The sequence below is a fragment of the Amycolatopsis eburnea genome (assembly GCF_003937945.1).
GTDB lineage: Bacteria > Actinomycetota > Actinomycetes > Mycobacteriales > Pseudonocardiaceae > Amycolatopsis > Amycolatopsis eburnea.
Genome location: NZ_RSEC01000036.1, coordinates 1,033,907 through 1,059,305 on the forward strand (window position 1 = coordinate 1,033,907; position 25,399 = coordinate 1,059,305).

The 25,399-nt window shown below is 72.0% G+C and carries 25 protein-coding genes; 12 read left to right on the forward strand and 13 right to left on the reverse strand.

What is annotated here, in order from left to right; all coding sequences use genetic code 11:
- The first annotated feature begins 13 nt into the window (after nucleotides 1-13).
- Nucleotides 14-400: a helix-turn-helix domain-containing protein gene (locus EIY87_RS17620; protein WP_125309247.1), complete on the forward strand. Its 387-nt coding sequence runs from the start codon at nucleotides 14-16 to the stop codon at nucleotides 398-400.
- A 68-nt stretch (nucleotides 401-468) separates the two neighbouring features.
- Nucleotides 469-1,239 carry a dioxygenase family protein gene (locus tag EIY87_RS17625; protein ID WP_125309249.1) on the forward strand — a complete coding sequence of 257 codons (771 nt, stop codon included), beginning with the start codon at nucleotides 469-471 and terminating at the stop codon, nucleotides 1,237-1,239.
- Nucleotides 1,240-1,446: 207 nt separating this feature from the next.
- Here EIY87_RS17625 and EIY87_RS17630 read toward each other — a convergent pair whose 3' ends face one another.
- On the reverse strand, nucleotides 1,447-4,584 hold the full coding sequence (locus tag EIY87_RS17630; protein WP_225439913.1) for a beta strand repeat-containing protein: 3,138 nt from the start codon (nucleotides 4,582-4,584) through the stop codon (nucleotides 1,447-1,449).
- A 186-nt stretch (nucleotides 4,585-4,770) separates the two neighbouring features.
- Nucleotides 4,771-5,679: a hypothetical protein gene (locus tag EIY87_RS17635; RefSeq protein ID WP_125309251.1), complete on the reverse strand. Its 909-nt coding sequence runs from the start codon at nucleotides 5,677-5,679 to the stop codon at nucleotides 4,771-4,773.
- 232 nt (nucleotides 5,680-5,911) lie between these two features.
- Between EIY87_RS17635 and EIY87_RS17640 the strand changes: the two genes are divergently transcribed.
- Genes EIY87_RS17640 through EIY87_RS17650 form a run of 3 tightly spaced genes read left to right on the forward strand, consistent with a single transcriptional unit; the run spans nucleotide 5,912 to nucleotide 8,900 of the window.
- Nucleotides 5,912-7,111, forward strand: a complete 1,200-nt coding sequence (locus EIY87_RS17640; RefSeq protein ID WP_125309253.1) for an AI-2E family transporter — start codon at nucleotides 5,912-5,914, stop codon at nucleotides 7,109-7,111.
- The gene (gene macS, locus EIY87_RS17645) at nucleotides 7,108-8,244 is read left to right on the forward strand and encodes a MacS family sensor histidine kinase (RefSeq protein ID WP_125309255.1); all 1,137 of its coding nucleotides are present in this window, start codon (nucleotides 7,108-7,110) and stop codon (nucleotides 8,242-8,244) included. Before EIY87_RS17640 ends, macS begins: the two co-directional genes overlap by 4 nt.
- Nucleotides 8,241-8,900, forward strand: coding sequence for a response regulator (locus EIY87_RS17650; RefSeq protein WP_125309257.1), 660 nt, complete (start codon nucleotides 8,241-8,243; stop codon nucleotides 8,898-8,900). Before macS ends, EIY87_RS17650 begins: the two co-directional genes overlap by 4 nt.
- A 3-nt stretch (nucleotides 8,901-8,903) precedes the next feature.
- On the opposite strand, the gene EIY87_RS17655 is transcribed toward EIY87_RS17650, so the two are convergent.
- Nucleotides 8,904-9,821, reverse strand: coding sequence for a hypothetical protein (locus EIY87_RS17655; RefSeq protein ID WP_225439914.1), 918 nt, complete (start codon nucleotides 9,819-9,821; stop codon nucleotides 8,904-8,906).
- Between the two features lie 183 nt (nucleotides 9,822-10,004).
- Here EIY87_RS17655 and EIY87_RS17660 point away from each other — a divergent pair, with 183 nt between their 5' ends.
- Nucleotides 10,005-10,661 carry a DUF1707 SHOCT-like domain-containing protein gene (locus EIY87_RS17660; RefSeq protein WP_125309259.1) on the forward strand — a complete coding sequence of 219 codons (657 nt, stop codon included), beginning with the start codon at nucleotides 10,005-10,007 and terminating at the stop codon, nucleotides 10,659-10,661.
- 70 nt (nucleotides 10,662-10,731) lie between these two features.
- On the opposite strand, the gene EIY87_RS17665 is transcribed toward EIY87_RS17660, so the two are convergent.
- The 9 genes from EIY87_RS17665 to EIY87_RS17705 all read right to left on the reverse strand — a co-directional run bounded on the left by EIY87_RS17665 (nucleotide 10,732) and on the right by EIY87_RS17705 (nucleotide 20,119).
- Nucleotides 10,732-12,120: an MFS transporter gene (locus EIY87_RS17665; protein WP_125309261.1), complete on the reverse strand. Its 1,389-nt coding sequence runs from the start codon at nucleotides 12,118-12,120 to the stop codon at nucleotides 10,732-10,734.
- A gap of 434 nt (nucleotides 12,121-12,554) precedes the next feature.
- Nucleotides 12,555-14,183, reverse strand: a complete 1,629-nt coding sequence (gene ptsP, locus EIY87_RS17670) for a phosphoenolpyruvate--protein phosphotransferase (RefSeq protein ID WP_125309263.1) — start codon at nucleotides 14,181-14,183, stop codon at nucleotides 12,555-12,557.
- Nucleotides 14,176-14,985 (reverse strand): hypothetical protein, encoded by an 810-nt coding sequence (locus tag EIY87_RS17675; RefSeq protein WP_225439915.1) that lies wholly within the window; start codon nucleotides 14,983-14,985, stop codon nucleotides 14,176-14,178. The genes ptsP and EIY87_RS17675 overlap by 8 nt, the downstream gene beginning before the upstream one ends.
- Nucleotides 14,942-15,811: a ribokinase gene (locus EIY87_RS17680; protein ID WP_125309265.1), complete on the reverse strand. Its 870-nt coding sequence runs from the start codon at nucleotides 15,809-15,811 to the stop codon at nucleotides 14,942-14,944. Before EIY87_RS17680 ends, EIY87_RS17675 begins: the two co-directional genes overlap by 44 nt.
- Before the next feature lie 317 nt (nucleotides 15,812-16,128).
- Nucleotides 16,129-17,214, reverse strand: coding sequence for a hypothetical protein (locus EIY87_RS17685; RefSeq protein ID WP_125309267.1), 1,086 nt, complete (start codon nucleotides 17,212-17,214; stop codon nucleotides 16,129-16,131).
- Nucleotides 17,211-18,266 (reverse strand): hypothetical protein, encoded by a 1,056-nt coding sequence (locus tag EIY87_RS17690; RefSeq protein ID WP_125309269.1) that lies wholly within the window; start codon nucleotides 18,264-18,266, stop codon nucleotides 17,211-17,213. Before EIY87_RS17690 ends, EIY87_RS17685 begins: the two co-directional genes overlap by 4 nt.
- An 8-nt stretch (nucleotides 18,267-18,274) precedes the next feature.
- Nucleotides 18,275-19,237 carry a WXG100 family type VII secretion target gene (locus EIY87_RS17695; protein ID WP_125309271.1) on the reverse strand — a complete coding sequence of 321 codons (963 nt, stop codon included), beginning with the start codon at nucleotides 19,235-19,237 and terminating at the stop codon, nucleotides 18,275-18,277.
- A gap of 10 nt (nucleotides 19,238-19,247) precedes the next feature.
- Nucleotides 19,248-19,571 carry a hypothetical protein gene (locus EIY87_RS17700; RefSeq protein ID WP_125309273.1) on the reverse strand — a complete coding sequence of 108 codons (324 nt, stop codon included), beginning with the start codon at nucleotides 19,569-19,571 and terminating at the stop codon, nucleotides 19,248-19,250.
- A gap of 26 nt (nucleotides 19,572-19,597) precedes the next feature.
- Entirely contained in the window at nucleotides 19,598-20,119 is a 522-nt protein-coding gene (locus EIY87_RS17705) for a YbaB/EbfC family nucleoid-associated protein (RefSeq protein ID WP_125309275.1), read from the reverse strand.
- Nucleotides 20,120-20,268: 149 nt separating this feature from the next.
- Between EIY87_RS17705 and EIY87_RS17710 the strand changes: the two genes are divergently transcribed.
- From EIY87_RS17710 to EIY87_RS17735, 6 genes are all read left to right on the forward strand, one after another.
- On the forward strand, nucleotides 20,269-20,649 hold the full coding sequence (locus tag EIY87_RS17710; RefSeq protein ID WP_125309277.1) for a hypothetical protein: 381 nt from the start codon (nucleotides 20,269-20,271) through the stop codon (nucleotides 20,647-20,649).
- A gap of 60 nt (nucleotides 20,650-20,709) precedes the next feature.
- Nucleotides 20,710-22,086, forward strand: a complete 1,377-nt coding sequence (locus EIY87_RS17715; RefSeq protein ID WP_125309279.1) for a hypothetical protein — start codon at nucleotides 20,710-20,712, stop codon at nucleotides 22,084-22,086.
- Nucleotides 22,083-22,826: an ESX secretion-associated protein EspG gene (locus EIY87_RS17720; RefSeq protein ID WP_125309281.1), complete on the forward strand. Its 744-nt coding sequence runs from the start codon at nucleotides 22,083-22,085 to the stop codon at nucleotides 22,824-22,826. Before EIY87_RS17715 ends, EIY87_RS17720 begins: the two co-directional genes overlap by 4 nt.
- Entirely contained in the window at nucleotides 22,823-23,224 is a 402-nt protein-coding gene (locus tag EIY87_RS17725) for a hypothetical protein (RefSeq protein ID WP_125309283.1), read from the forward strand. The genes EIY87_RS17720 and EIY87_RS17725 overlap by 4 nt, the downstream gene beginning before the upstream one ends.
- Before the next feature lie 14 nt (nucleotides 23,225-23,238).
- Nucleotides 23,239-23,841: a DUF3558 domain-containing protein gene (locus EIY87_RS17730; RefSeq protein WP_225439916.1), complete on the forward strand. Its 603-nt coding sequence runs from the start codon at nucleotides 23,239-23,241 to the stop codon at nucleotides 23,839-23,841.
- A gap of 72 nt (nucleotides 23,842-23,913) precedes the next feature.
- Nucleotides 23,914-24,651, forward strand: coding sequence for a TetR/AcrR family transcriptional regulator (locus EIY87_RS17735; protein WP_125309287.1), 738 nt, complete (start codon nucleotides 23,914-23,916; stop codon nucleotides 24,649-24,651).
- Here the strand turns inward: EIY87_RS17735 and EIY87_RS17740 are convergent.
- Nucleotides 24,648-25,385 carry an SDR family oxidoreductase gene (locus EIY87_RS17740; RefSeq protein WP_125309289.1) on the reverse strand — a complete coding sequence of 246 codons (738 nt, stop codon included), beginning with the start codon at nucleotides 25,383-25,385 and terminating at the stop codon, nucleotides 24,648-24,650. The genes EIY87_RS17735 and EIY87_RS17740 overlap by 4 nt on opposite strands.
- Nucleotides 25,386-25,399 lie beyond the last annotated feature (14 nt).

Sequence of the window (25,399 nt, forward strand, 5' to 3'; positions counted from 1 at the left end):
TATCGGAGTTCCCATGAAACCCCTCGGCTGGTGGCTGCGCCACCTCCACGAGCTCCTCGAGTCCTCCATGGCCCGGGTCCTCGAAGCGGAATCGCTGACCCGGCGGCACTGGCAGGTACTCAACACGATCGCCCTCGGCGCCCGCACGCCGGAGGAGGTCGACGCGGCCATGGCGCCGTTCGTCACCGCCGAGGGCTCGATGGCCCCGAAGGTGGCCGACCTGCGCACCCGCGGCTGGGTCGCCGAAGACGGCGCCTTGACCGCCGACGGCGTCGCGGCCCATGCCCGCGTCGAAGCGCGCGTCCAGGAGTTCCGCGCGAAGTCCATGGCGGGCATCGGCGACGACGACTACCGGACGACGATCCGCACGCTGGAGCGGTGCGCGGCCAACCTCGCCTGAGGAATATCCCGGGTCCGTCCGGCGTCGGGTATCCTAGTAGTTGAACTTTCAAATACTTGGAGCGCTCGATGACCCGCACCCCGGTCCTCTACCTCAGCCACGGCGCCCCGCCGCTCGCCGACGACGCCACCTGGACCCGCCAGCTCGCCGGCTGGTCGGCCGACCTGCCGAAGCCCCGCGCGATCCTCGTCGTGTCGGCGCACTGGGAGGAGGCGCCGCTGACCCTCGGCGCGACGACGACCGTGCCGCTCGTGTACGACTTCTGGGGCTTCCCCGAGCGCTACTACCAGGTGAAGTACGCGGCTCCTGGCGCGCCGGAGCTGGCCGCGAAGGTGCGTAAGCTGCTTCGCTCGACGGAGACGCCGGTGCACGACGCGCCGGAGCGGGGTCTCGACCACGGCGCCTACGTGCCGCTCGTCGAGATGTACCCGGACGCCGACATCCCGGTGCTGCAGGTCTCGATGCCGTCGCTGGACCCGCGGGAGCTGTTCGAACTCGGCCGCAAGCTCGCGCCGCTGCGCGACGAAGGCGTGCTGATCGTCGGCAGCGGCTTCTTCACCCACAACCTCAGCGGCATGGCCCGCGCCACCGACGGCACCCCGCCGGCGTGGTCGGCCGAGTTCGACCACTGGGGCGACGAGGTCCTGCGCAGCGGAGACGTCGACACGCTGCTCGACTTCCGGCACAAGGCACCGGCGGCGACGCTCGCGCACCCGCGGATCGAGCACTTCGCGCCGCTGTTCGTCTCCCTCGGCGCCAGCTCCGACGAAGGCTCCGGCCGAACCGTGATCGACGGGTTCTGGCACGGCCTGGCGAAGCGCTCCCTGCAGTTCTCCTGACGTTCCCCGGACACGAACGAACCCCAGGGGCCGGGTGGGCTCCTGGGGTTCGTCCTCTCCAGGGAAGGAGAGCCTTTTCGAGAACCGCGATCGCGGGTGGGAGGCGTTCCGTGCGAGGTCACCCTCGCGGCGCGGTGGAACGCCTGCCCGTGACGGCGGGGTACGGGGGCCGGGCGGGCTCTGGCTGAACCCGCCCGGCGTCCGGAACTACTTGCGCTTGACCAGACCCAGCAGCTTCGCGAGGAAGCCGGTCGAGTCCAGGCCCGACATGGCCGGGACCTGCGCGGCCGGGGCCGCGCTGTCCAGCACCGGCAGCTTGGCGTTCACCGGCAGGGCCGGAGTGGCCGGCAGCGCGGTCGGCAGCGCCGGGGTGGCCGGCAGGGCCGGGGTCACCGGCAGCGCGACCGGCAGGGCCGGGACCGCGGGCAGGCCGGCGGTCGGCAGGTCGGCACGCTCGGTGCCACCCAGCGCCGGCAGCGACGGCAGCAGGCCGCCGTTCAGGGCCGGGATGTGCACCGGCAGGCCACCGGTCGGCAGGTCGGCGCGCTGGGCGCCGTGCCCGGCCAGGGAACCACCCAGGCCCGAGAGCCCGTTCAGACCCGGCAGGCCACCCGCGGTCGGCAGGTGGGGCAGCCCGGCCATCGGGGACACCGGCACGTCGGCGCGCTGCGCCGGCACGGCGGTGGGCAGTGCGGGCAGGCCCGCGGTGGGCAGCCCCGCCGTCGGCAGGCCGCTGGCGAGCCCGGTCAGCGAGGGCAGCTCGCCGGCACCCAGCTCCGAACCCTCGACCGGGTTCGCGATCGCGTCGGCCGCGTCCGTGGCCTCGCCGTTGATGCTGGTCATGTCGGTCGCGTCGGCGGTGGCCACGCCGAGCAGCTCCAGGGGCACCCCGAAGATCTGCACCGGCGCCACGATGTCGTGGTAGAAGTTGTAGCCCGACAGGCTGGACCCGTCGCCCTCGGTGGTCGGCTCGCCGCCGTTCTCCGTGGTCAGCGTGTTGTCGCCGACGGCGTGCGCGACGCCGCCCACGGCCACCGAGTCGCCGAACAGCTGCGCGATCGCCGTGGCCGGGATGTCGAGGATGTTGCCGGAGATGGCGCCCTCGACACCGGAGGTGGTGTCGTCGCCCGCGTTCTCGACCGAGGTCATGCTGACGCCGGTGCCGGTCGCGACACCCGCGGCGCTGACCGCGTCACCGAAGACCTGCACCACCGGCAGCGCGTCCGCGCCGACGATGTTGCCGGCCACCGCGCCACCGTCACCGTTGGTGGTGGCGTCGCCGCCGGCCACCGAGCTGGTGTCGTTGGTGCCCAGGCCGTGGCCCAGGGCCGCACCCGCGACGCCGTCGCTGAAGACCTGCGCGACACCGGCGACCGGCGCCTTCACGATGTTGCCGGTGAGGGCACCGTCCTGCCCGTCGGTGAGGGCGTCGCCGCCCGCCGAGGAGTCGGTGATGTTGTCGTTCTCACCGGTGCCGATGCCCGCGAGGGCGGCGCCGCTGCCGGCGGCCAGCACCGGGAGCGAGACCGGGGCCTCGACGATGTTGCCGGCGCCGGCGCCCGCGGGGCCGTCCGCCGTGACGTCGCCGCCCGCGTTGGACGTCGTGTCGGTCGAGCCCTTGCCGTGGCCCTGGCCGACGAACGCGCCGCCGATGTTGGCGACCTGCACCGGCAGCGAAGCTGGCACGGTGCCCAGGTTGGAGCTCAGGAAGCCGTTGTCGTCGTGGGTGGAGCCACCGCCGCCACCGGAGACGACCTTGGTCTCCTCGGCCGAGCCGGAGCCCTGGCCGATGAACGAGCCGCCCACGCCGAAGACCTCGGCGGGCACGGCGACCGGCACCTGGACGACGTTGCCCGAGCCGGACGAGTCGTTGCCCTGCGTGCCGTCGTACGCCCCGGCGGTGACCGTCTTGTCCTCGGTCGCCGTGCCGGTCGCGTTGCCGATGTGGCTGCCGCCGATGCCGAAGACCTCGGGCGCGCCCGCGGTCTGGGTGTTGACGATGTTGCCGCCCAGCACGGAGTCGTTGCCCCGGGTGTAGCTGCCGTTGCCCGCGTTGGCGTCGGTGGTGTTGTCGTGCGCGGCGTTGGCCTGGCCGATGTAGGTGCCACCGATGCCGAAGGCCTCGACCGGCAGCGCGACCGACGGGTTCAGGACGTTGCCCGAGCCGCTCGCGTTGTCGCCGGCGGTCTTGACGAAGCCGCCCGAGTCGACCGTGCTGGAGGAGCTGCCGGTCTCGGGGATGCCCGCGGAGGCGTTGCCGATCCACGAACCCGCGACACCCGCGACGTTCGCGATCGGGGACAGCGAGGCCGCCCCGCCGTTGCCGGACAGGAACGAGTCGTTGCCGCTCGTCTCGAGGTAGGTCGGGATGCCGAGGCTGCCCTCGCGCGTGTCCCCGGCCGTCGCGTCGGCGGAGGTGTTGCAGCCGTCGGAGTTCGACAGCGAGCCCCACACGGCGCCCGAGTTGCAGTTGAACTTGACCGGCAGGGCGATCGGCGCGCCGACCACGTTGCCCGATCCGGCGCTGTTGTCGCCGGAGCTGAACAGCGAGCCGCCGGAGGTGGCGACCGTGTCGGCCGAGTAGCCGTGGCTCTGGCCGTTGCCGAGCAGGTACGACGCGGCGTTGCCGGTCACCTGCACCGGGGTGGCGAACTGGCCGGCCACCACGTTGCCGGAGAGGGCCGAGCCGTCGCCGTTGGTGTCGACGTTCCCGGTCTCGGTGGTGCTCTGGCTGGCCGACCCGCCGGTCACGCGGCCGGTGCCGCCGGCGACGCCGCCGCCGTTCCCGGCGATCTGGACGGGGAGCGCCCAGTCGAGGGCGACCGCGTTGCCCGCGAGGCTCGAGTCCTCACCGGTGGTCGCGATGTCCTGGTTGTGCTCCCAGGTCTGGGTGTGGTCGCCGCCCTCGACGGTCGCGTCGCCGAGCACCCCGACCGCGTTGTCCACGATCTGGATCGGGACGACGACGTCGCCGGTGACCTTGTTGCCCTTGAGGTTGTTGTGGCTCGGGGTGAAGGCGCCCGCGCCGTCGGCCTTGGTGACACCGCCGAGGGTGCTCTGGCTGATCGGGCTCGCTTCGTCGAGCTGCTTCGCCGCTTCGTTCGCCGCGTTCGTGACCGGCTTGGCGCTCAGCTCCGTCTGCCCGGCGGGCAGGTCCAGCTGGCCGAAGGGGGTCCCGACCGCGTTGTTGGCCTCCTGGATGGGGACCGTCACGTTGAGGTCGAGCGGGGACGCCGGGGCGTCCGGGTTGACGTTCTCGTCGGCCGAGGCGATGCCGGTACCCAGCATCAGCAACCCACCCGTGACAAGTGCGGTCTGGAGTCCGCGCTTTGCCCACGTCTGCATGGGGTTTTTCTCCTTTATTTCGGGTTCCCTTGCGGGTTCATGGCGATGCGTCGCAGCGCATCGAGGGGGAAGGAACTTCTTGCGGGCGCGACAAAGCGCACCGCCGTGTCACGGGTTTTTCGCGGACGCGGACGCCGTCAGCCGAAGACGGACTCGGGCGCGTCAGCTACCCGTGATGGGAGGTGTTCAGTCAGGAGTGACACCGGGCTGCTCGCCCGGGGTGCGCATCGCGGTGCGCAGGCCGACGCGGCTCATGGCCGCGACGGCGGAGTCGACGGCTTCGGTCGTCCAGAAGGGGACGCCGAAGTTGAGGCCGTCGAGGTGACCACCGGGGGCGGTGCTGCCACCCGGGGCGGTGGGGACGGACGGCGCAACCGGGAGCTGCGCCGGGGTCAGCGGCGACGGCAGGTCACGGTGGGAATCGCGGGACTCGCCCGCCGCACCCGTGACGTCGTCGTGCTGAAGACCCGTCGGCGTCGCGAATCGCGACGCGGCGGGGAGTTCGACGGTCGTGACGGCGACCGGTTCCGTGGCCTGGGCGACGGCGGTGGTCACCGGCTCCTGCTCGACCGGGGCGATCCCCGGGAGCGGGACCAGGTCACCGTGGCCGGCCGGGTCGAGCAGCTGCAGCACGTCGTGCGCCGGCTCGGGGGTGAAGGTCTGCTCGAGGACCTCGCGGGTGTCCTGCGGCTCGCGGACGATGTGCTCGACCGCGCCGAGGGTGCGCTGCGCCGGGCTCACGACGGCTTCGTCGGCGAGGTCCGAAACCGAGTCGCTGACGCGGTCGGAGACCTCGTGCCCGAGGACGCGGGCGCACGGCTCGCTCCACGCCGTGGCGTCCTGCGCGCAGCTCGTGGCGGAGACGTCCTTCGCCGCGTCCGTGGCACCGGTGTTCACGTCGCCGACGCTGCCGGTGGCGGCCTCGGTGATCGGGGCGGTGCCCACCTCGACGGTGTCCGCGGAAGCGGTCGCACCGGAGACGAGCCACGCGGCGGCGGTGCCGGCCACGGCCCCGCCGAGCACGAGCAGCGCACGCGACACGAAGCGGCGGGTGCGCTTGGCGCCCTGCCCCTCGTTCGTCGCGTGGTCGGCCACTGGTGCGTCTCCTGGTGCTCGGTGGAAGTCCGGCGAAGTGCCGTTGCGAGAGCGACCTAATCAAATCCGCGACGCGGCTCGCATCCTCGACACGACTTGATGCCCCCATCGTGTGAAGAACACAGCGTGCGATCGGGTGTCACGACGGGTGATCGCGGCTGGCCGGTCAGCGTGTCGGACTCGGCTCCCGGAAAGCGGCCGAATCGGACGGTGTTGCCAGTACGGTGAGCCGGTGAGCCACGCGCGACGCGAAGACCCGTTCCTGCCGGAGCACGAGGACATCACCGGGCTGATCCCCCGGGGCCTGCGCATCAGCGCGGCGCTGGCGTGGCGGTTCATCGTGGTGATCGCCGCGTTGTACGCCGTGGTCTGGGTGATCGGCTACCTCTCGGTGGTCGTCATCCCGCTGTCCATCGCCCTGCTGGTGTCCGCGCTCCTCGCGCCGGCGGTGCAGAAGCTGGTGGCGGTGCGGTTCCCGCGGGGGCTGGCGACAGCGATCGTGCTGATCGCCGGGCTGGCCGTGCTGGGCGGGCTGCTGACGTTCGTCATCACGCAGTTCTCCTCCGGCCTGCCGCAGCTGCAGCAGCAGGTGAACGCGAGCCTCGACCAGATCAAGAACTGGCTGCTCAACGGGCCGCCGCACCTGCGCCAGGAGCAGATCCAGGACTTCATCAACCAGGCGATCGGGTTCATCCAGAACAACCAGGCGTCCATCACGACGACCGCGCTGACCACGGCGAGCACGGTCGGCGAGATCCTCACCGGCTTCCTGCTGACGCTGTTCATCACGATCTTCTTCCTCAGCGGCGGCGACGGCATCTGGACGTTCCTCGTGCGCGCGGTGCCCGGCCGGGTCCGCGCCCGGGTCGACGTCGCCGGCCGCCGCGGGTTCGCGTCGCTGGTCAGCTACGTGCGGGCGACGGCGGCGGTCGCCGTGGTCGACGCCGTCGGCATCGGCATCGGCCTGTGGATCATGGGTGTCCCGCTGGTGATCCCGCTGGCGACGCTGGTGTTCATCGGCGCGTTCATCCCGATCATCGGCGCGGTCATCACCGGCGGCGTCGCGGTGCTGATCGCGCTGGTGACGAACGGCTTCATCGGCGCGGTGATCGTGTTGGGCATCGTGATCGGCGTGATGCAGCTGGAAAGCCACATCCTGCAGCCGCTGCTGCTCGGGCGGGCCGTGAAGCTGCACCCGCTGGCCGTGGTCCTAGCCATCACCGCCGGCCTGGTCGCGGGCGGGATCGCTGGCGCGCTGCTGGCCGTGCCGCTGCTCGCGGTGCTCAACGCCGGCGTCCGGTCGCTGCTGCACGAGACCAACCCGGACCCGGCCGACGTGGACGTCCTCAAGGACCAGGCGGCGCAGCCGAACGACGCCGAACCGGGATCGCCCCGCGCGGAAGTGCCGACCCGCGGCGAAGAAGACGAATGACCGTCGCGCGGACCCCCGATCCGATCACGCCCATGTGGCGGGGCGTGATCGCGTTCCGCTGGCTCACCTGGGCGTTCGCCTGCGGCACCGTGATCGTCCAGAGCGGGCACTACCAGCGCGAGTGGCTGGCGTGGTCGATCGTCGGCGTGATGGCGCTGTGGTCGGTCGTCAGCAGCTTCCTCTACCTGCGCGAGCGGACGCGGCCGCCGGCGCTGGTCGTCTTCGACCTGGTGTTCACGACGGCGTTGCTGCTGACCTCGCCGTGGGTGCTCAGCGACGCGCAGTTCGCCCTGAACGTCCCGCTCATCACCACGGTCTGGGCGGCCGTGCCGCCGGTCGCCGCGGGCGCCCGCTTCGGGGCGAGCGGTGGCGTGCTGGCCGGGCTGGTCGTCGGCGTGGCGACCGGGCTGGCGCGCGAGAAGTTCGACCTCGACGTCGCCCGCGACGGCGTCCTGCTCGCCGCCGCCGGCCTGCTGGTCGGTATGGCCGCGACCATGGGCCGCCGGTCCGCCGCGCGGCTGGAGCAGGCGCTGCGGAAGGAAGCGGCGACGGCCGAGCGGGAGCGGCTGGCCCGCTCGATCCACGACAGCGTGCTGCAGGTGCTCGCCCGGGTCCGCAAACGCGGCAACGAGGTCGGCGGTGAAGCGGCGGAGCTGGCGCGGCTGGCCGGCGAGCAGGAGATCGCGCTGCGGTCGCTGGTGACCACCGAGCCGCTGACGCCGAACGACGGCGGCACGGTGAGCCTGCGCGCGGCGCTGCAGCTGCTCGCGACGTCGTCGGTGCAGGTCTCGACGCCGGCGGACGACGTCGAGCTGCCCGCGCGCGTCACCGAGGAGCTCGTCGCGGTCACCCGCGAAGCGCTGGCGAACGTCGAGAAGCACGCCGGTCCCGGCGCGCACGCGTGGGTGCTGCTGGAAGACCTCGGCAGCGAAGTCGTGGTGAGCATCCGCGACGACGGACCGGGCATTCCGGACGGCGTTCTCGAGCGAGCGGCAGCGGAAGGGCACCTCGGCGTGGTGGAATCCATCCGGGGGCGGGTCCGCGATCTCGGGGGGAGCGCGACCCTCGACACCGCGCCCGGCCAGGGCACGGAGTGGGAGGTCAGGGTGCCGAGCACGAGGGGTGCGAAATGAGCGAGCCGCGGATTTCGGTCATGGTGGTCGACGACCACCCGATCTGGCGCGACGGGGTGGCCCGCGACCTGACCGAGCACGGCTTCGACGTCAAGGCGACCGCGCCGGACGCCGACGCGGCGCTGCGCATCGCGCGGACCGTCCGGCCGGACGTCGTGCTGATGGACCTCAACCTCGGCACCACCTCGGGCGTGGACGCCACCCGCGAGATCACCGCGGCGCTCCCGTCGACGAAGGTGCTGGTGCTCTCGGCGAGCGGGGAGCACAAGGACGTCCTGGAGGCGGTGAAGGCCGGCGCGTCCGGCTACCTGGTCAAGTCGGCGTCCGCCGCGGAGCTGGTGGACGCCGTGCACCGGACCGCGGCGGGCGACCCGGTGTTCACCGCCGGGCTGGCCGGGCTGGTCCTCGGGGAGTACCGGCGGATGGCCGACGCCGGCGACACCACGGGTGCCGAGCCGCCCCGGCTGACCGAGCGCGAAACCGACGTCCTGCGCCTGGTCGCGAAGGGGCTGACCGCCCGGCAGATCGCCGAGCGGCTGGTGCTGTCGCACCGGACGGTGGAGAACCACGTGCAGTCGACGCTGCGGAAGCTGCAGCTGCACAACCGCGTCGAGCTGGCCCGCTACGCGATCGAGCACGGCCTCGACGAGGAGTGACCCTCACGGCAGGACGGCGAGGCCCGACCAGTCGCTCGACGGCAGCGCGGCCGCGCCGAGGCGCCACCGCGGCTCGCCGGGGTGCCAGGCCCCGATGACGCCGTCCGCGAGCACGAGGTCGCCGTTCTCGGTCCAGTCGAGACCGCCGCCGCGGTTGAGGTGCTCGGTCACGTACGGCATGCCCGGGGCGTGTTCCCAGGTCAGCGCGTCGGTGCGGAGCAGCCAGACGTCCCGGACCTGCGTGTTCGTGCCGCGGTAGGCCGCGTTGGCGAAGTCGGCCGCGATCAGGCTGCCTTCGCGCGACGGGGCGACGGTCAGCCGGCCGCCGATCGCCGGTCTGCTGAGCTGCTTGCGGCCGTGGTCGCGCAGGTCGACGAGGGTGAGATCGGTCAGGCCGTCGAGCAGCATCCGGTCGCCGGCGACGGCGAGGATGCGCGGCGCCTGTTCGACCGTGCGGCCGGTCGCCGGGTCGATCAGCGCGTCGGTCGACTCGGCGGCGCCGGAGTTGATGGTGATCAGCAGGCCGTGCGCGGTCTCGGCGCGGACCTGGGTGCGGCAGCTGGCGGGCTGGCCCCGGTCGGGCTCGCCGTCGCCCAGCGGGACGTGCTGGAGCCGGCAGTCGTCCGGCGCGTCCTGCCGGATCAGCCACACGCCTTCGCCGGCGGCGTCCGGCGCGACCGACCAGGCGCGGCCGAGGTCCCGCGGTGGCGTCGACGGGCCGGTGTAGCCGAGGATTCCGGACGGCTCGGTGCCGTGGGTGACGGTGAGGACGGCGGTCTTCCCGACCCGGAGCACCGTCGCCTCGGCGTCACCGCCGGGGTAGCCGGGCGGGGTGGCGGCGGCCCCGCGGTCGGCGTCGAAGAGGGTGGGGCCGGCGGTGGGGAGCAGCGCCGTGACCCCGATCCCGCCGGTCGCGCGCATGCCGGTGAGGCCTTGCGGCAGCGGCGCGGCGGTAGTCGTCGGCGGAGGCGGTGGAGGGGTGTCTTCGCCGGTGCACCCGGACAGCAGAACCAGCGCCGCGCAGGCGGCGGCACCGCGGAATACGGGTCCGTTCAGGGTTTTCCCCCGATCTGCGAGGTGAAATCCGGTTCTACCATCGTGACCATGGGCGAGGAAGAGAACGCGGCGGCCGAGCGGGCCACCGAAACCAAGCCGTTGAGCGAGCGCGATCTGCGGGTCTCCGACGACGAGCGCGAACACGTCGTCGGCGTGCTCCAGAAGGCGATCGGCCGCGGCATGATCGACCTCGACGAGTTCACCGAGCGGACCGACCGCGCGCTGGCGTCGAGGACGCGCGGCGAGCTGAACGCGGTGCTGGCCGACCTCGCCGGCCTCTACCACCCGAGCGCGGCCGTCGCCGCCGCGCCGGCGTACGCGCCGCCGCCGGTGGGGTACGCGCCGGGCCGCCGGTTCGAGCTCAACGCGAAGTACTCCTCGCTGCACCGCGGCGGCCCGTGGGTGGTGCCGTCCGAGCTGGTCGTCCGCAACAAGTACGGGTCGACGAAGCTGGACTTCACCGAAGCCCAGGTCCAGTCGCCGGTGGTGCACATCGAGCTGGACGCCAAGTGGGGTTCGGTCGAGATCATCATCCCCGAGCACGCGGCGGTGGACCTCAACGCGATCAGCGACGTCAAGTTCGGCGCGATGGAGGACAAGACCCGCAGCAACGGCCGCATGGGCAACCCGCGCTACGTGCTGAGCGGCCGCGTCCACGGCGGCTCGCTGGTCATCCGGCACCCGCGGCGCGGGCTCTTCGGCTAGCCGGGGTCCCTCTGCCCCCGGCGTCAAGGAGGCCTCCCCGCCCAGGCATCGGGCGGGGAGGCCTTCGCTTTCAGGCGGTCCGCAGGTTCTTCGCGACGAACCCCACGAGCACGGCGAACGCGACGGCGGCGAGCCCGGCGACGACGTGCAGGCCACTGGCGAACCCGTACGACCGCGCGACGGCGCTGCCCAGCGTCCCGACGGTCGCCAGGCCGAGCGAGTAGCCGAACTCGTTGACGGTCTGCGCGAGCGCGGAAGCGGCCCCGGCCTTGCGCACGGGAACCGAGCCGACGACGAGATCGGTCCCCAGCGCGACCATCGGCCCGACCCCCAGCGACGTCACGGCGAACCCGAGCGCGGGCCACGCGGGCCCGCCGGCCGGCTCGACGAAGGCGAGGATCGCCATCCCGGCCGCGGCGAGCGCGACCCCACCGGCGATCAGCACCCGCTGCGGCACCCGCCGGGCGAGCACGGGCGCGGCGAGGAAGCTGACGGTCGAGGCGGCCATCCCCGGCAGCAACCCGAGCGCGGCCCCGACCGGCGAGAGCTGCTGCGCGACCTGGAAGAACTGCGCGACGAACAGCATCGTGGTCCCGCCGAGCACGCTGAACAGCAGCATCCCGCCGAGCGTGGTCCGAAACGCCTTCGCGGCGAAGAGGCTGAAGTCGACCAGTGGCTCGTCGAGCGTCCGCTGCCGCTTGACGAAGACGTACCCGACGATCCCGCCGATCACCAGGGCGACCACGGCGGTGAGGTGGACGCCGTCGCGAGCGAGCTCCTTGACGCCGTAGACGGCGGGCAGGATCGCGGCGAGCGAGAGCCCGACGCTCGGCAGGTCGAGCCGCCCGGCGGTTTCGTCGCGGTACTCGGGCAGCAGCTTCGGACCGATGAGCAGCAGCAGGACCATGGCGGGCACGCCGAGCAGGAAGACCGAGCCCCACCGGAAGTGTTCGAGCATGAAGCCCCCGACCACCGGCCCGACGATCGCCCCGACGGTGAAGCACCCGGCCCAGATCCCGATCGCCTCGGCTCGCTGCCGCGGGTTCGCGAACATGGCCCCGATCAGCGAGAGCGTGGAAGGAGCGAGCGTCGCCCCGGCAACCCCGAGCACGGCCCGCGCGGCGATGAGCATCCCGGCACTGGTGGAGAAGGCGGCGACGACGGAGGCGACCCCGAAGGCGGCGGCCCCGATCAGCAGCAGCTTCCGCCGCCCGATCCGGTCCCCGAGCGTCCCCATGGTGACCATGAACCCGGCGACCATGAAGCCGTAGATGTCCATGATCCAGAGCTGTTCGGTCCCATCGGCGTGCAGGCTGAGGGCGAGCTTCGGCAGCGCGAGAACGAGCACGAAGACGTCGAGCGAGACGAGCAGAGCCGGCAAGGCCAGCACGGCCAGCCCCACCCACTCCCGACGCCCGGCCCTGGCTCCGGCAACCGGAGCGGCGATGGTGGCGGTCATGTGCGGTCCTCTCGGCTCGACTGGGGTTCTTCACCTGTTCGTCGAGCGGGAGGAGCGGGGATCGACAACCCCGGGAGGGTTTCTTTTGCGTGAGACCGGGGTTGTCCACACCCCTCGAACAATGTGGACAACCCCGGGGCTTCAGGTTCGCACAGCCCGCCACGGTCGGTGATGACCGATAGACTGAAAGTGGGGGGGCGCCCCTCGGCCTGCCTACTCGAGCGACGCGCGTTCGGACGTCGGCGGGCGGGTCCACCTGCGCCCGCCGAGCCGCCCACGGCTCGCCCGCCAGGGGCGAGCCGCTACCGAGGCCGACTGCTCCGCGACCCGCGCCGCGGTTGCCGAGCCCGTCCCCAGTCAGGCCGCAACCGGGGCAGGCCTGCCGAACAGCCCCGCGCCGCTGCTGCGGTCGGCGTCGCCGAGCCCGTCCCCGGTCAGGGGCGAGCCGCCGCGCGGGCTGCCGCGGGGTCCGAGGTGGCCAGTGCGGCTTCCGCCAGCGCTTCGCACTCGGCGAGCGTCGTCGCGGCCAGGCCGGCGCCGACCGTGCGGATCGCCGGGGCGTTCATCGACAGGCTCGTCAGGCCCAAGCCGGCCAGGACGAGGGCCAGGCGCGGGTCCGCGGCCGCTTCGCCGCAGACGCCCGCCGGCTTGCCCGTGGCCTTGGCCGCGTCGCCGATCAGCTTCAGCAGGCGCAGCAGACCCGGCTGCCAGGGGTCGTTGAGCTTCGCGACCGCGCCGAGCTGGCGGTCCGCCGCGAAGGTGTACTGGGCCAGGTCATTCGTGCCGACCGAGACGAAGTCGACCGCCTCGAGGATCTCGCGGGCGCTCAGTGCCGCCGCCGGGATCTCGATCATCACGCCCGCCCGGGGGATGCCCGCCGCGCGGACGCGGTCGGCGAACCAGGCGGCTTCCTCGACCGTCGCGACCATCGGGGCCATCACCGAGACCTCGGCACCCGAGTCCTCCGCCGCGCCGGCGATCGCCTCGAGCTGGCGGTCGAGGACCTCGGGGCGGTCGAACGCCACGCGGAGCCCGCGGACGCCGAGCGCCGGGTTGGGTTCGGCTTCCGGGGAGAGGAAGGCCAGTGGCTTGTCGGCGCCCGCGTCCAGGGTGCGGACGATCACCGGCTTGCCGCGGAACGGGGCGAGCACCGCGGTGTACGCGGCGCGCTGGTCGGCGACCGACGGCTCGTCCGAGGCGTCCAGGTAGCAGAACTCGGTGCGGAACAGGCCGACGCCCTCGGCGCCCGCGTCCGCCGCGGCCTGCGCGTCGGCCGGGGAGCCGACGTTGCCGTAGACCTTCACGCGGTGGCCGTCGGCCGTCGCGCCCGTGCCGTTCCACTCGGCGAGCTGGGCGACCGTCGCCGTGACCACCGGTGCCGACGGGTCCACGACCTCGACCACGCCCGTGTCGCCGTCGACCGCAAGCGCTTGCGCGTCCAGGGCGAGGAGCCCGCGCACCGCGACGACGGCCGGGATGCCGAGTGCACGCGCCAGGATCGCGGTGTGGCTGGTCGGGCCACCTTCCTCGGTGACCAGGGCGAGGACCTTCGCCGGGTCGAGGCCCGCGGTGTCGGCCGGGGCGAGGTCGCGGGCGACCAGCACGGCCGGCGACGTCAGTTCGGGCACGCCCGGGGGCGCGATGCCGAGCAGCTCGGCGATCAGGCGGTCGCGCACGTCGCGGACGTCGCGGACGCGTTCCGCCATGTACCCGCCAGCCGCGGCCAGCGCTTCGGCGAAGCCCTCGGCGGCCTGGTGGACGGCGCGTGCGGCGGGCAGGTTCTGCGTCTTGACCAGCTGTTCCGCCTGCGCGGCGAGCGCCGGGTCGGCGGCCATCGCGGCGGTCGTGATCAGGATCGTCGCCGCTTCGCCGGTCGCGGTCTCGGCCTGTTTCTCCAGGCGGCCGGCGACGATCGCGGCGGCGGGGGCGATCCGGGCGGCCTCGGCGGCCGGATCGGCCGGGGCCGGGGTGGCGGCGGGCTCGCCGAGCGGCTCCGCGACGCGGACGACGGGACCACTGGCACGGCCGGGGCTGACGGCGACCCCGGGCAGAGAGTCAGACATGGTCTAGACCATAGCTCAGATACGTCTGGATATCTCGTGGTGGCGGGCACAAACCGCGCTGCTTGACCTGTTCGAGCACCGGCCCGACCTCCTCGCGCCACCACGCTTCGGCCAGTTCGCCGCGGCTGCGGACCGGCCGTCCGGCCAGCATACGGCGGAATCCCCAGGCCTCGGCCGAGTCGGCGAGCCGGAACCAGTCGGCGGGGTCGTCGAGCCACAGCCCGAGGCGGACGTCGTCGGGGAGGGGAACGCGCTCGAGGAACATCCGCTCGGCGGTCTTCGACGGCAGGTCGGCGAGCGTCAGGCAGCGCAGCGCGCACGCGACCGTGCTGATCCAGCGGACCCGCGCGCGGATGACCCGGGCGCCGCGGGCGCGCGCGATGGCGACGCGGTGGTGACCGTCCTCGACGAAGAACATGTCGGAGAGCCGCACGAGCCGCACCGGTGGCAAGTCGGCCGACGTCCGCGTCAGGTGCTCCCATCGGTCACGCAGCGCCCGGTTGCGTGGCCGGAACTCGCGGTCGAAGTCCCCGGCGCGGGCGACCGTGCCGACAACGCCCTCCAGCGGCACGTCGTAGACACCTTCGTCCAGTTCGGTCTGCTTGCCGAGCGCCTCGAGGGTTTCCGCGAGCGGCATGATCGCGAGGTGGTCCGGCCGCCTCGCCTCGGCGATCGCCCTCAACTGGGCGGCGTAGCCGCGCCACCAGGCCGAACCGAACGAATCGCCCATGTGACGGGCAACACGCGCGACGGCGCGATCATTCCGCCAGATCGGCGGCGGTCGGGTAGGACGGCTGTGCACCGCGCCGCGTCACGCTGAACGCGGCGACCCGCACCGCGCGCTCGGCCGCCGCGACCAGGCCCGCGCCGTCGGCGAGGGACGCGGCAAGCGCACCCGCGAAGGCGTCCCCGGCGCCGGTGGTGTCGACGGCCTCGACTTTCGGTGACGCGACCTCGGTGACCCCGCCGGCTTCGACGACGACGGCTCCGGCCGCTCCGAGCGTGACGACGGCGGCCCGCGGCCCGAGGCCGAGCAGCTTCCCGAAGTCGCCGCCGGGCCCGGTCAGCCACGCGGCTTCGTGCTCGTTGACCAGCAGGACGTCGAGCTTGGCCAGCGTCGCGGGCGAGAGCTTCGCCGCGGGCGACAGGTTCAGCAGCACCTTGACGCCGTGTTCGGCAGCGCGGGCGACGGCGTGCTCGACGGTCGGCAACGGCACCTCGAGCGAAAGGACGACGATTTCCACGCCGTCGAAAACGGCGTCGACGTCGCCGGGTTCCAGGCTCGAATTGGCGCCGGGGGAGACGAGGATCGAGTTCTCGCCGTCCGGGGTGACGGTGATGTAGGCGATCCCGGTCGGCCGGTCGCTGGTGCGCACGAGCCCGGTGTCGACGCCGGCGGCGCGGAGGGAGTCGAGCAGCAACCGACCGTAGGGGTCGTCGCCGACGGCACCGAGCAACGCGACGTCCGCGCCGAGCCGGCCGGCCGCGACCGCGGTGTTGGCGCCCTTGCCGCCCGGCGAGAGCACGGTGTCCCCGCCCAGCACGGTCTCCCCACCACCCGGCCGCCGATCCACCGCGACGACGAGGTCGGCATTGGCGGATCCCACAACGAGCACGTCGGAGTTCATCCCCGCACTGTGCCACGAAACCGGTCCGGGCCAGGTCAGGACCGGCGAGGAAGGGGAAAGTGAAGGTTTTTGTAACTTATCCGGGGCTGAGTGCGACAATCATGCGAGCAGCGGATACCCGTCACTCGATCGGGGGATGTCCGTCCCCCGGCCGTCACTTCGCGGACCGGTCCCGCTCTCCTGGTGCGTCATCACGCTCGACGTGGTGGTGACGTTGCCCCAACCGGCGCGAGCCGGGCAGGGCATCGGGTCGCCGGCGCCGATCACGTAGCCCCCCGAGTGATCGGCGTCGGCGGCGCCCCGCCCGACGGTCACCGTCACCTCGTCGAGTTCGGCGGTGAACTCAGCCCGCCCATGCGATGCGGCAACACCTCGCGGATGCGCGTGTCGAGTTCTTTCGCCGCCGTCGCGCTCAGCCTGGCCGGTAGCCGGTACCAGCCGTCGGTCTGCCGGAGTTCGTCCAGCTCCGGGCGGCGGAGCGGGAAGTCGTCGCCGGCCGGCCGGAACTCGAGGAGCCGCGTCGGTGTCCGCAGCTCGGCGATTTCCGGCCAGGAGACCACGATCTGGCGGTAGTAGGTCTTCCAGTGGAGGCCGGCGGCAGACAGCTCCAGCGTGATTCGGAACCGCCGGGAACGGCTCTGCTGCCAACCGATCTCCCGCCAGGTCATGCCGACGAAAACCGCGATGAACACGACGACACCGGCCGTGCGGAGCCCGTTGCGCGGCCCGAACTCGATCGCGACGCCGAGTCCCAGCTCGATCGCGAGCGCGAAGAACCGGAGCCACCAATGGGCCGCGCGGTCCCAGCCGTTCACGTGGATCTTGACGGAACCGGACGGTTGCAGCGGCGGCATCCACTCGGGCGCCGCGGCCGCGACCGGTGGTGGCGCGGGAACCCGCGCGCCGGCAACGCGTTCGGCCTGGACGCCGACGTGCTTCGCCAGTGCCTCGCGCACTCGCGGAACTTCTCGCTCGGACAACCCGATCCCGGCCACCTGGAAGTCACCGCCTCCGATGCGGACCAGGCTGTGGTGGGGGCTTGCGAAATCGTCCCGAGCCGGGCTGAGCACGACTTGATGGCGCTCGTGCTTCCGTCCGTTGCCGACGACCGACGCGGCGGCGAGTTCGTCCCACCGCAGAGCCCAGACGACGCCGCCGATCACCCGGGAGACGCCGGCCGCGTCGATGATCAGCTCGTTGCGGGCCGGCTGGCGCACCGACCGCCGGACCAGGTTCAGCCCGAGCAGCCCGAAGGCTCCGCCGAAAACCCAGCCCGCGACGCCTGGACTTCGCTGCGTCGAAGCCAGCGCCAGCCAAACGAACCCGCCGGCGACGAGGAGCAGCACCCCGGCCAAGATCCAGTGGCGCCCCTCCGTCCGCGAGACGACGACGCTTTCGTTCACGGGTTGACCAGCCGAAGCACGTTCTTGGCCGCCCCCGGGGAAACTTTCGCGGCCAGCAGGCGATCCTCCCCGCGACGGAGGATCGCGTGGACCGAGACGTAGCGGCGCGTGGCTTTCTTCGTCGAGAGTTCGACGGTCAGCCGGGCGAGGTCGGCGCGCCGCACCCGGACCGGATCGCCTTCCTCGGGCCGCCACGTGATCGTGTCGGCGGTGAGGGCGAACTCGCCGGCGTCACCGCGGAAGCGAGTCAGGTAGAGCAGCACCCAGATCACCAGGGCGACCGGCAGCGGGATGCCCGGCGGGATGTCGTAGAAGGCCGGCGCCACGAAGTCGGCGATGACGGCCAGCCAGGCCACCCACAGGACGAACAGCCGGCCGGCGGAGGCCCGATCGGCGCGGACGAGCGTGCGCGCCGAGTCCGCGCTCCAGCGTTTGACCAGCCGCTTCACCGGGTTCGGGATGCCGAAACCACCGCGCCGGACGTCCTTCGACGTCCACCGCACGAGGCCGGGGCGGTACAGCTTGATCGCCGCCGACGCCTTTTCCGCCTCTTCCAGGGCCATCGCCGACGACAGGATGAAGCCGTCTTCGGACTTGTGCCGGCAGTCGGGGTTCAGGTTCCGGATCGCTTCGTCGTCCACCAGCGAAACGGCGAGCGCGACGCGGCCGTTCGGCTGCCCTCGGCGGAAGTCGAACCGGCGGACGTCGTCCCAGGGCAGGACGAGCGTCGTCTTGTCCTCGAGCGGCTGCCGGAACCCGTCCGGGCCGAATTCGACCCTCGCCGTCACCAGCGCGCCGTTGCGGCGGAGGTACCGCCCCAAGATCGGCTTGGCGCAGAAGCACAGGACCGCCAACGCACCGAGAACGGGCGAGACCAGGTACATGACCGGGTCCCCGCTGCGCACCCATGCCAGGGCGCAGGCGGCGGCAGCCAGCACGACGCCGAAGAACGCCATGCACCCGACGGCCGTCCTCAGTTCGGACGGCGGGTTGTGGATCGGCAGCCGGACCTGCACCGCGTCGGTTTCCGGCTCGCCGGGAGTCGTCGACACCACCGCGGCTAGATGGACCCGGAGATGCGCTGGCCACCCTGCTGCTGGAAGACGGGTTCGGCGGCCGGCTTCTTCTCGTTGTAGTGGTTCTCGCGGTAGTTCTTGTCGGCCTCGTCGTAGGCGCCCGCGAGCTTCTTGCCGCCTTCCTTGCCTGCCTCTTCACCGAGCGCCTTGGGCAGTTCCTTGAGGCCGTCCTTGAAGACGCCCGGCGCCGCGTGTGCCGCGTCCCGCAGGGCGGCGAGCAGCTTCTGACCGACTGTCCGGAAAAGCCCGCTGAGGTGGTTGAACTGGCTGATGCCCTTCTGGAAGGCCCGCATGAGCTTCTGCAGCCACTCCGACATCCGCGTGCCGCAGCTGACGATCTCGGCCGTGCCTTCACCGGCCAGGCCCGCCGGTGCGGCAGGCCCCGGGTACCGCATGAGGATGCTGATCAGCTTGCCGATGCACTCGGTGAGCAGGTCGCGCAGCACGCTGCGCACGACGTTCAGGATGCTCTTGCAGACGTCGATCAGCACGGAGACGGCCTTCGCACCGCCCGCGACCCCGGAGTACATGTCGCCGAGTTCGGCGACGAACGCGCGATACGCGTCCGCGCCTTCCCCTTGCCACTCCGCGCTGTCGGCCTTCACCGTTTCGAGGAGGTCTTTGGCGATGGCGTCGATCTCGTCGCTGATGCCGCTCCACGTCTCCTGCATGACGTCGAGCTGCTCCTGGTTCCCGGTGACCCAGTCCAGCGGGGCGCGCAGGAACTCGACGTGCTCGATCAGCCAGCCGAGTCCCATGCTGGCCAGGCCGGCGATCGGGTCGCGGAGGAAGTCCATCACGCCCATGGCGCCGAAGCCGAGGTTGAGCAGGCCTTCGGTCCAGTCGCCGTCGGCCGCCTTCGTCGCCGCGTCCCAGAAGTCCTGCGCCATCCCGGCGCCTTCGAGGGCCGAAGACCCCTCGTCGACCTTCTTCTTGGCTTCCGTCACCAATGCGTTCTCAGTCAAGGTGAATGCCTTCCAGGCTCGCCTTGACGTCCTGCTCGCGCCAGTCGACGTGCTGGGACCAGGTGCGGACGCGGTCGATCTGCTCCTGGGCCACGTTCTTCGCGTGACCGATGGAGTCGCTCCCCAGGGTCTGGGCGACGGCGCACAGCGCGCCGAGGCCGCAGGCCTGTCCGACGAGGCCGAACGCCATCGGGTCGACGACCTGGGCCGCGGCGTCCAGCGTCTTCGAGAACCGGTCGACCAACGGTTCGAGCTTCTTCGCGTGGGACAGCAACTGCTCCGGCTTGATCCGGATGTCCGCCTGCGGGTTGTTCACGATGTTCCCCTCCCCTGATGCCCTGGTCAGCGCAGGTAGTCGCCGTCGCTGAAGTAGTCGTCGTCGCTGCCGGCCTCGGGTGCGGGACGCGGCGGCGCCGGTTTCGGCTTCGGCTTCGGTGCCGGCGGTGGCTCTTCCTCGGCGATGAAGCGCGCCCCGTCGTTCGCGGGCGCCGGGTGGCCACCGTCCACGAAGCCCGGTGGCTCCGGCTCCGGGAATTCCCGGTGGAGCTGGTCGACCAGCTCGTTCATGGTCTCGGTGCCCGCGATCGACGGCATCCCGGCCTGCACGGCACCGGCCAGCCTGCTCTGCGCGCGCTGGACGGTCCGCAGGATCTCGTCGGCGAGGTTCGCCTTCTCCCGCACGGTGTGCCCGATTTCCAGCCCGACGAGGTTGCCGAGGTGGTTGACCTTGACCGCGATCTGGCCGTCCGGGCTGCGCTCGGCCACGGAGACCGCCGCCATCTCGGCCTGCATGCGCTCGCCCCGCTGCTTGGCCTCGGCGATCTTCGCGTCGAAGCTCGCCAGCAGTTGCTCAGGATTCGACACGCGAACCTCCCCGTTCACGTCGGTAACCGTATGGCGACCGAGTGTGGCACACGGGTCCGACAGATTCGGCGGACTTCCGGTTTTCCCCACCCACTCGGGACGGTCACCCTGGTGTTCGCGCTGGTCAGCGGCTCGTAGCGTGATCTGCCATGACCATCTCCGACTGGAAACGAACGATCTACGCGCTCCTGGCGCTCCCCGCGTACCTGGCCGGTCCGAAAGCGCGGGGGCGGCTCGCGCGGCGGTGGCTCGGCGCCGAACCCGGGCTGGGTGGCTTCGGCGCCGCCGTCGCGGCGTTCCCGGTCGGCTTGCTGGTCTGGTACCTCGTCGGGCGGATCGCGACCTTCGGGTTCTTCTGGACCGAGGCCGGGGCCGCCGGGTCGTGGGGTGGACCGTCGCTGCTCGGGGCGTGGGTCGTGCACTTCTTCTGCGCGCAGGGCATGGCCGTCGTGTGCATGTGGCTGCTGCGGCCGCTGACCCGGTGGCAGGTGCGGACGCCTGACCTGGTCGATTCGCCGCACAGCCGGTAACGGGTGCGGTATTGTCCGTGACGCAAGAGGGGAGATCGAACGCGAGGGGAGCGCGGTTCGGTGGGGTTGTTCGGCGACATGCTCGACGCTGCCAAGCACGTCGGGTCGGAGATCGCGCACGCGGTCCAGTCGGGTGGTGAGCGGCTCGGCAACGTCCTTACCGGCGCGGGCGTCGGCCTGCTCGCGGGCGGTGTGCCCGGCGCGATCGCGGGGGCGTACGTCGGCTCGCAGACCGGCACCGGCGCGGCGAACCCGCAGGCCTCGGGGCTGTCACCCGGGCAGCTGGTCCAGGCCGTGATGAACGGTCCCGGCACCGAGTCGCTGCAGAAGGTGCACCAGGCCGGCGTCGACCAGTCGGCTTATCAGCGGCAGCTCGAGCAGGGCACGCGCGAGCTGACGTCCGGCCTCGAATCCGCGTGGACGGGCGGCGCGTCGGACGCGGCACGGGAACGGCTCCAGCCGCTGACGGCGTCGGCGACCTCGGCGTCCACGACGCTGGACCGCAACTCGACGCTGGCCCAGGCGCAGATCGACCAGTTCCACCAGATGAAGAACTCGCTGCACCCGGACGTCACCGACCAGCCGCCGACGCGCAGTGCCTGGGACGTCGCGACGCCGTGGGACACCGACACCGAAGACAAGATCAACCAGTACAACCAGAAGGCCCAGGAGAACGTCGAGCGGTACAACGCGTACTCGCAGCAGTCCAGCTCGAACACCGCGGCCCGGACGATCGACTACGGCCAGCTCCGCGAGTACACCGGCGGCGACTTCACGGTGCAGGACCCGAAGAAGCCCGTCGAGCCGCCGCCCCAGAAGCGGACGCCGGGCGGTGGGGACGACGACCGGACGATCGGGGCGCAGGTCCAGCCGCCGCCCGCGGTGCACCCGCCCGTCGTCCAGCCGCCGCCTCCTCCGGGACACGTCACGCCCCCCGGGCAGGTCACGCCACCGGGAGCGCACACGCCGGGCGTGGACGACAGCGTTCGCGCGCAGGGTTACGTGCCGCCGTCGGCGCAATATCCGCCGGGCTACCAGCCACCAGGTACGGGACCGAGCACCGGCTTTGGTCCCGGTTCGGGTCCTGGCGGTGGGTTCGGTCCCGGCTTCGGCCCCGTTGGCGGCGGTTTCGGGCCGGGCTCGTCGTCCGGCTCGTCGTCCGGCTCGAGCGCCGGCACCGGAGCCCGCGGCCCGGGAGCGGCGACCGGTGCCGGTGCCCTGGGCGAAGGGCGTCCCGGCGCGGCCGGCGGGGTCCGCGGCGGCGCGGCGGGCAAGCCGGGCTCGCCGGGGATGGGCGGCATGGGCCACGGCGCCAAGGGCGGCAACGGGGAGGAGGACGCGGAGCACCAGCGCGCGTCCTACCTGGTGGAGGCCGATCCGGAGAGCGTCTTCGGCGGCTCTGACGAGCGGACGGTGCCCCCGGTGATCGGGCTGTGATCTTCCTGCCCAAGGCCGCCCTGCTCACCGCGTGGGAGTGGGAACGGCACGGCCCGCCGCCCGCGGTCCTCGGCGCCGACAACCTCTGGCTCGGCGACGAGACCCGCAAGCGGCTCGACGAGCAGGTCCTCGACGTCCTGGCCTCGCTCCGCCTCGCGGCGGGCGGCACGCTTACGCGCGAGTTCCGCGACGTCCTGCGCGTGTTGGCGAAGGGCGCGCACCAGTTCACGGCGTGGCTCGGCGACATCGAAGCGGACGAGTCGGGCGCGGTGCTCGTCTCCGTCGACGGCCCGGACGCGCTCCGGCTGATCCGGAAGGACGACACCGTCCGGATCGACGTCGTGGAACCGTCGCGGCCGGCGGAGTCGCTGGTGGACGTGCTGCCGCCGGTGCCGCCGGCGCGGATTTCGGCGGTGTCGATCCCGGAGGCGCGGTTCTCGGGCCGGGCGGTGGAGGAGTCGTACGACCTCGACGACCCGACCTCGGATCACGGCGGCGACCCGTTGCCGTGGGCGCGCCGGCTGATGGCGGCGCGGCGGACGGGGTTGCACCAGTGCTACGCCGTGAACCGGGGTTCTCGGAGTGCGCCGATCACGGCGGTGGATGTCGCTGGGACCGGGCGGGTGCTGACTTACGTGTATCCGGGGCGGGAGCGGATGGTCAGCTTCCAGCCGGGGACCCGGGGTGCGCTGACCGAGGTGCTGTACGCGACCCTGAACGGGTTGGGGGGAGGACGATGACGGGCTCGTTTTTCAGCGGGATCGGTTTCTGGGCGACGGACCTGCCGAGCGCGGGGGCGGCGCCTGCCGGTGGGCAGGGGTTCGCGATGAGCTCGGACGAGATGCGGGCCATGCTCAAGAAGGCCGAAGACCAGCGCACTGCCCTCGGACAGCAGATGCGGGCCGCCGAATTCACGTTCAAGGCAGTGCCTCCAGCCGAGGAGCCGGTCAGCCAGGCAGCCGTGAACGGGCCGAACGGGGTGAACGAGGCCGGCGAGTACTACCACGGACACCTGCAGTACCAGTTCAACTACTACTCCGAACTGATCCGGCGGTTGCGACAGGCACTTGGCATCACCGAAGCCGCGGATCAGCAAGCAGCGGATTCGACCAAGACGATCAAGGGGTCGCTCGAATGAGGCATCGAATTCTCGTGTTCGCGGCCGTCGTCGCCGCCGGAGCGACGCTACTTACCTCTTGTACCGGTAAGGAAGCCTTGTCCGGCACGCCGACGCCCGCGCCTGCAAGCACTCCGGAGCTGCCGAACGGCGGAGCTCCGAAGGTCGACAACCCGTTGCCGGCCAAGGTGCTGGACGGCAGTCCTTGCGATTCCGCACTGACCGCGGATCAGGTGAAGGGTTACCTCGGGGAGACGGACCCAGCCGATGCGAAGGACACGGAGCTGGGTCCTTCGTGCGACTGGAGCAGCAGTTCGGGAAGTGCCGCCGGCATCCTCGTCGGCTACGAGACGAAAACCGGCCAGGGAATCAGTCTCACCTACAAGAACGTGAAGCCGAAGGCAAGGCGGTGGGTCGACAACCTGGATCCGGTGCAGGGCTACCCGACCGTGGGCTACGTCGGTGTCGGGACCACCGACAACCGGACGTGCGTGGTTGTCGTCGGTGTCGCGGACGACCTCGCCTACTCCGTCTCGTTGAGCATCGGCGACTCGGCCGTCCAAGCCGGCAAGGACGCCTGCCAGCTCGGGCGCGGTGTGGCCGACACCGTGCTCACCAACCTCAAGGCGCGGGCCTGAGCTGCATCTTTTCGTTACGACGGAGATCGCGTTAATGCAAGACTTGTCGTAGTAAGCACCTAGACTGTTCGGATGAGCCACCCCACGCGGAGGGGTCGCGCGCGTGCGGCTACCGAACAGGACATCCGGCGGACCGCCCGGAAGCTGCTCGTCGAGCAGGGGCCGGAGGCGGTTACGCTGCGCGCCATCGCGCGGGAGCTGGGGATCACCGCGCCCGCGCTCTACCGGTACTACGAGTCGCGGGATGACCTCGTCGAGAACCTGCGGCTGGACGTCTGCGCAGATCTGGCGGACGACCTCGCCGAGGAGATCGCCGAGCTGCCGGATGACGGGATGCTGCAGCTGTTCGCCATCTGCAAGGGGTTCCGGCGGTGGGCGCTCACCCACACGAAGGAATTCACCCTCGTCTTCGCCTCGCCGACCGGGGGCGTGGGCTCGACCGCCGGGAGTGCGCTGAGCCGGGTCGACGAGCCGTTCGGGCGGATCTTCCTGGCTGCCGCGGGGCGGGTGCTCGCGCGGCACGACATCGTCCTCCCTTCGGCCAGCGGGGTGCCCGACGAGCTGCGGGACGACCTCAAGACGTTCCAGGAATCGCTGGTCACCGTGCTCGTCGAGTCCGACCAGGGCGTGCCGGTGGAGAAGATCGACCTCGGCGTGACGTACCTGATGATCCAGTTCTGGGCCCGGCTCTACGGGCACGTCACGCTCGAGGTCTTCGGCAACTACCCGATCCCGATGTCCAAGCCGGACGTCCTGTTCGAGGCGATGCTCGCGGACCTCGCCCGGGAGATCGGGCTCTACTCCGGTTAGGCCGCGTGGCCGCCGTCCACCGACAGCACCGCCGCCGTCACGTACTCGGCGCCGGGTGAGGCCAGGTAAGCGACCGCCGCCGCCACTTCGGACGGCGAGCCGTAGCGGTCGAACGCCGTCATCGCCGCTTGGTCCGCCGCATAGGGGCCGTCGGCCGGGTTCATGTCCGTGTCCGTCGGGCCCGGGTGGACCAGGTTGACCGTGATGCCGCGCGGCCCCAGTTCGCGCGCCAGCGCCTTGGTCAGGCCGACCATCGCCGCCTTGCTCGTCGCGTACAGCGCCATGCCCGGGCCGGGTACGCGGTCCGTGACGCAGCTGCCGATCGTGATCACGCGGCCGCCGTCGCTCAGCACGTCGGCCGCCGCCTGGGTTGCCGCGAACACGCCGCGGACGTTCACCGCCAGCACGCGGTCGACATCCTCCAGCGACGTCTCGGCGAACGCGCCCACGAAGCCGACGCCCGCGTTGTTGACCAGCACGTCCAGCCGGCCGAACTCCGCCACCACGGCCGAAACGGCGGCCGAAAGCGCCGCGGCGTCCGCCGAATCCGCCTGGATCGCCAGCGCGCGGCGGCCGAGGCTCTTGATCTTGTCGACCACCTCGGCCGCCAGCGTGCCGTTGTGCTGGTACGTCAGCGCGACGTCCGCGCCGTCCTCGGCGAGCCGCAGGGCCGTAGCCGCCCCGATGCCGCGGCTGCCGCCCGTCACCAGTGCCACCTTGCCGTCGAGGGTCATTCCCGGTTCTCCTT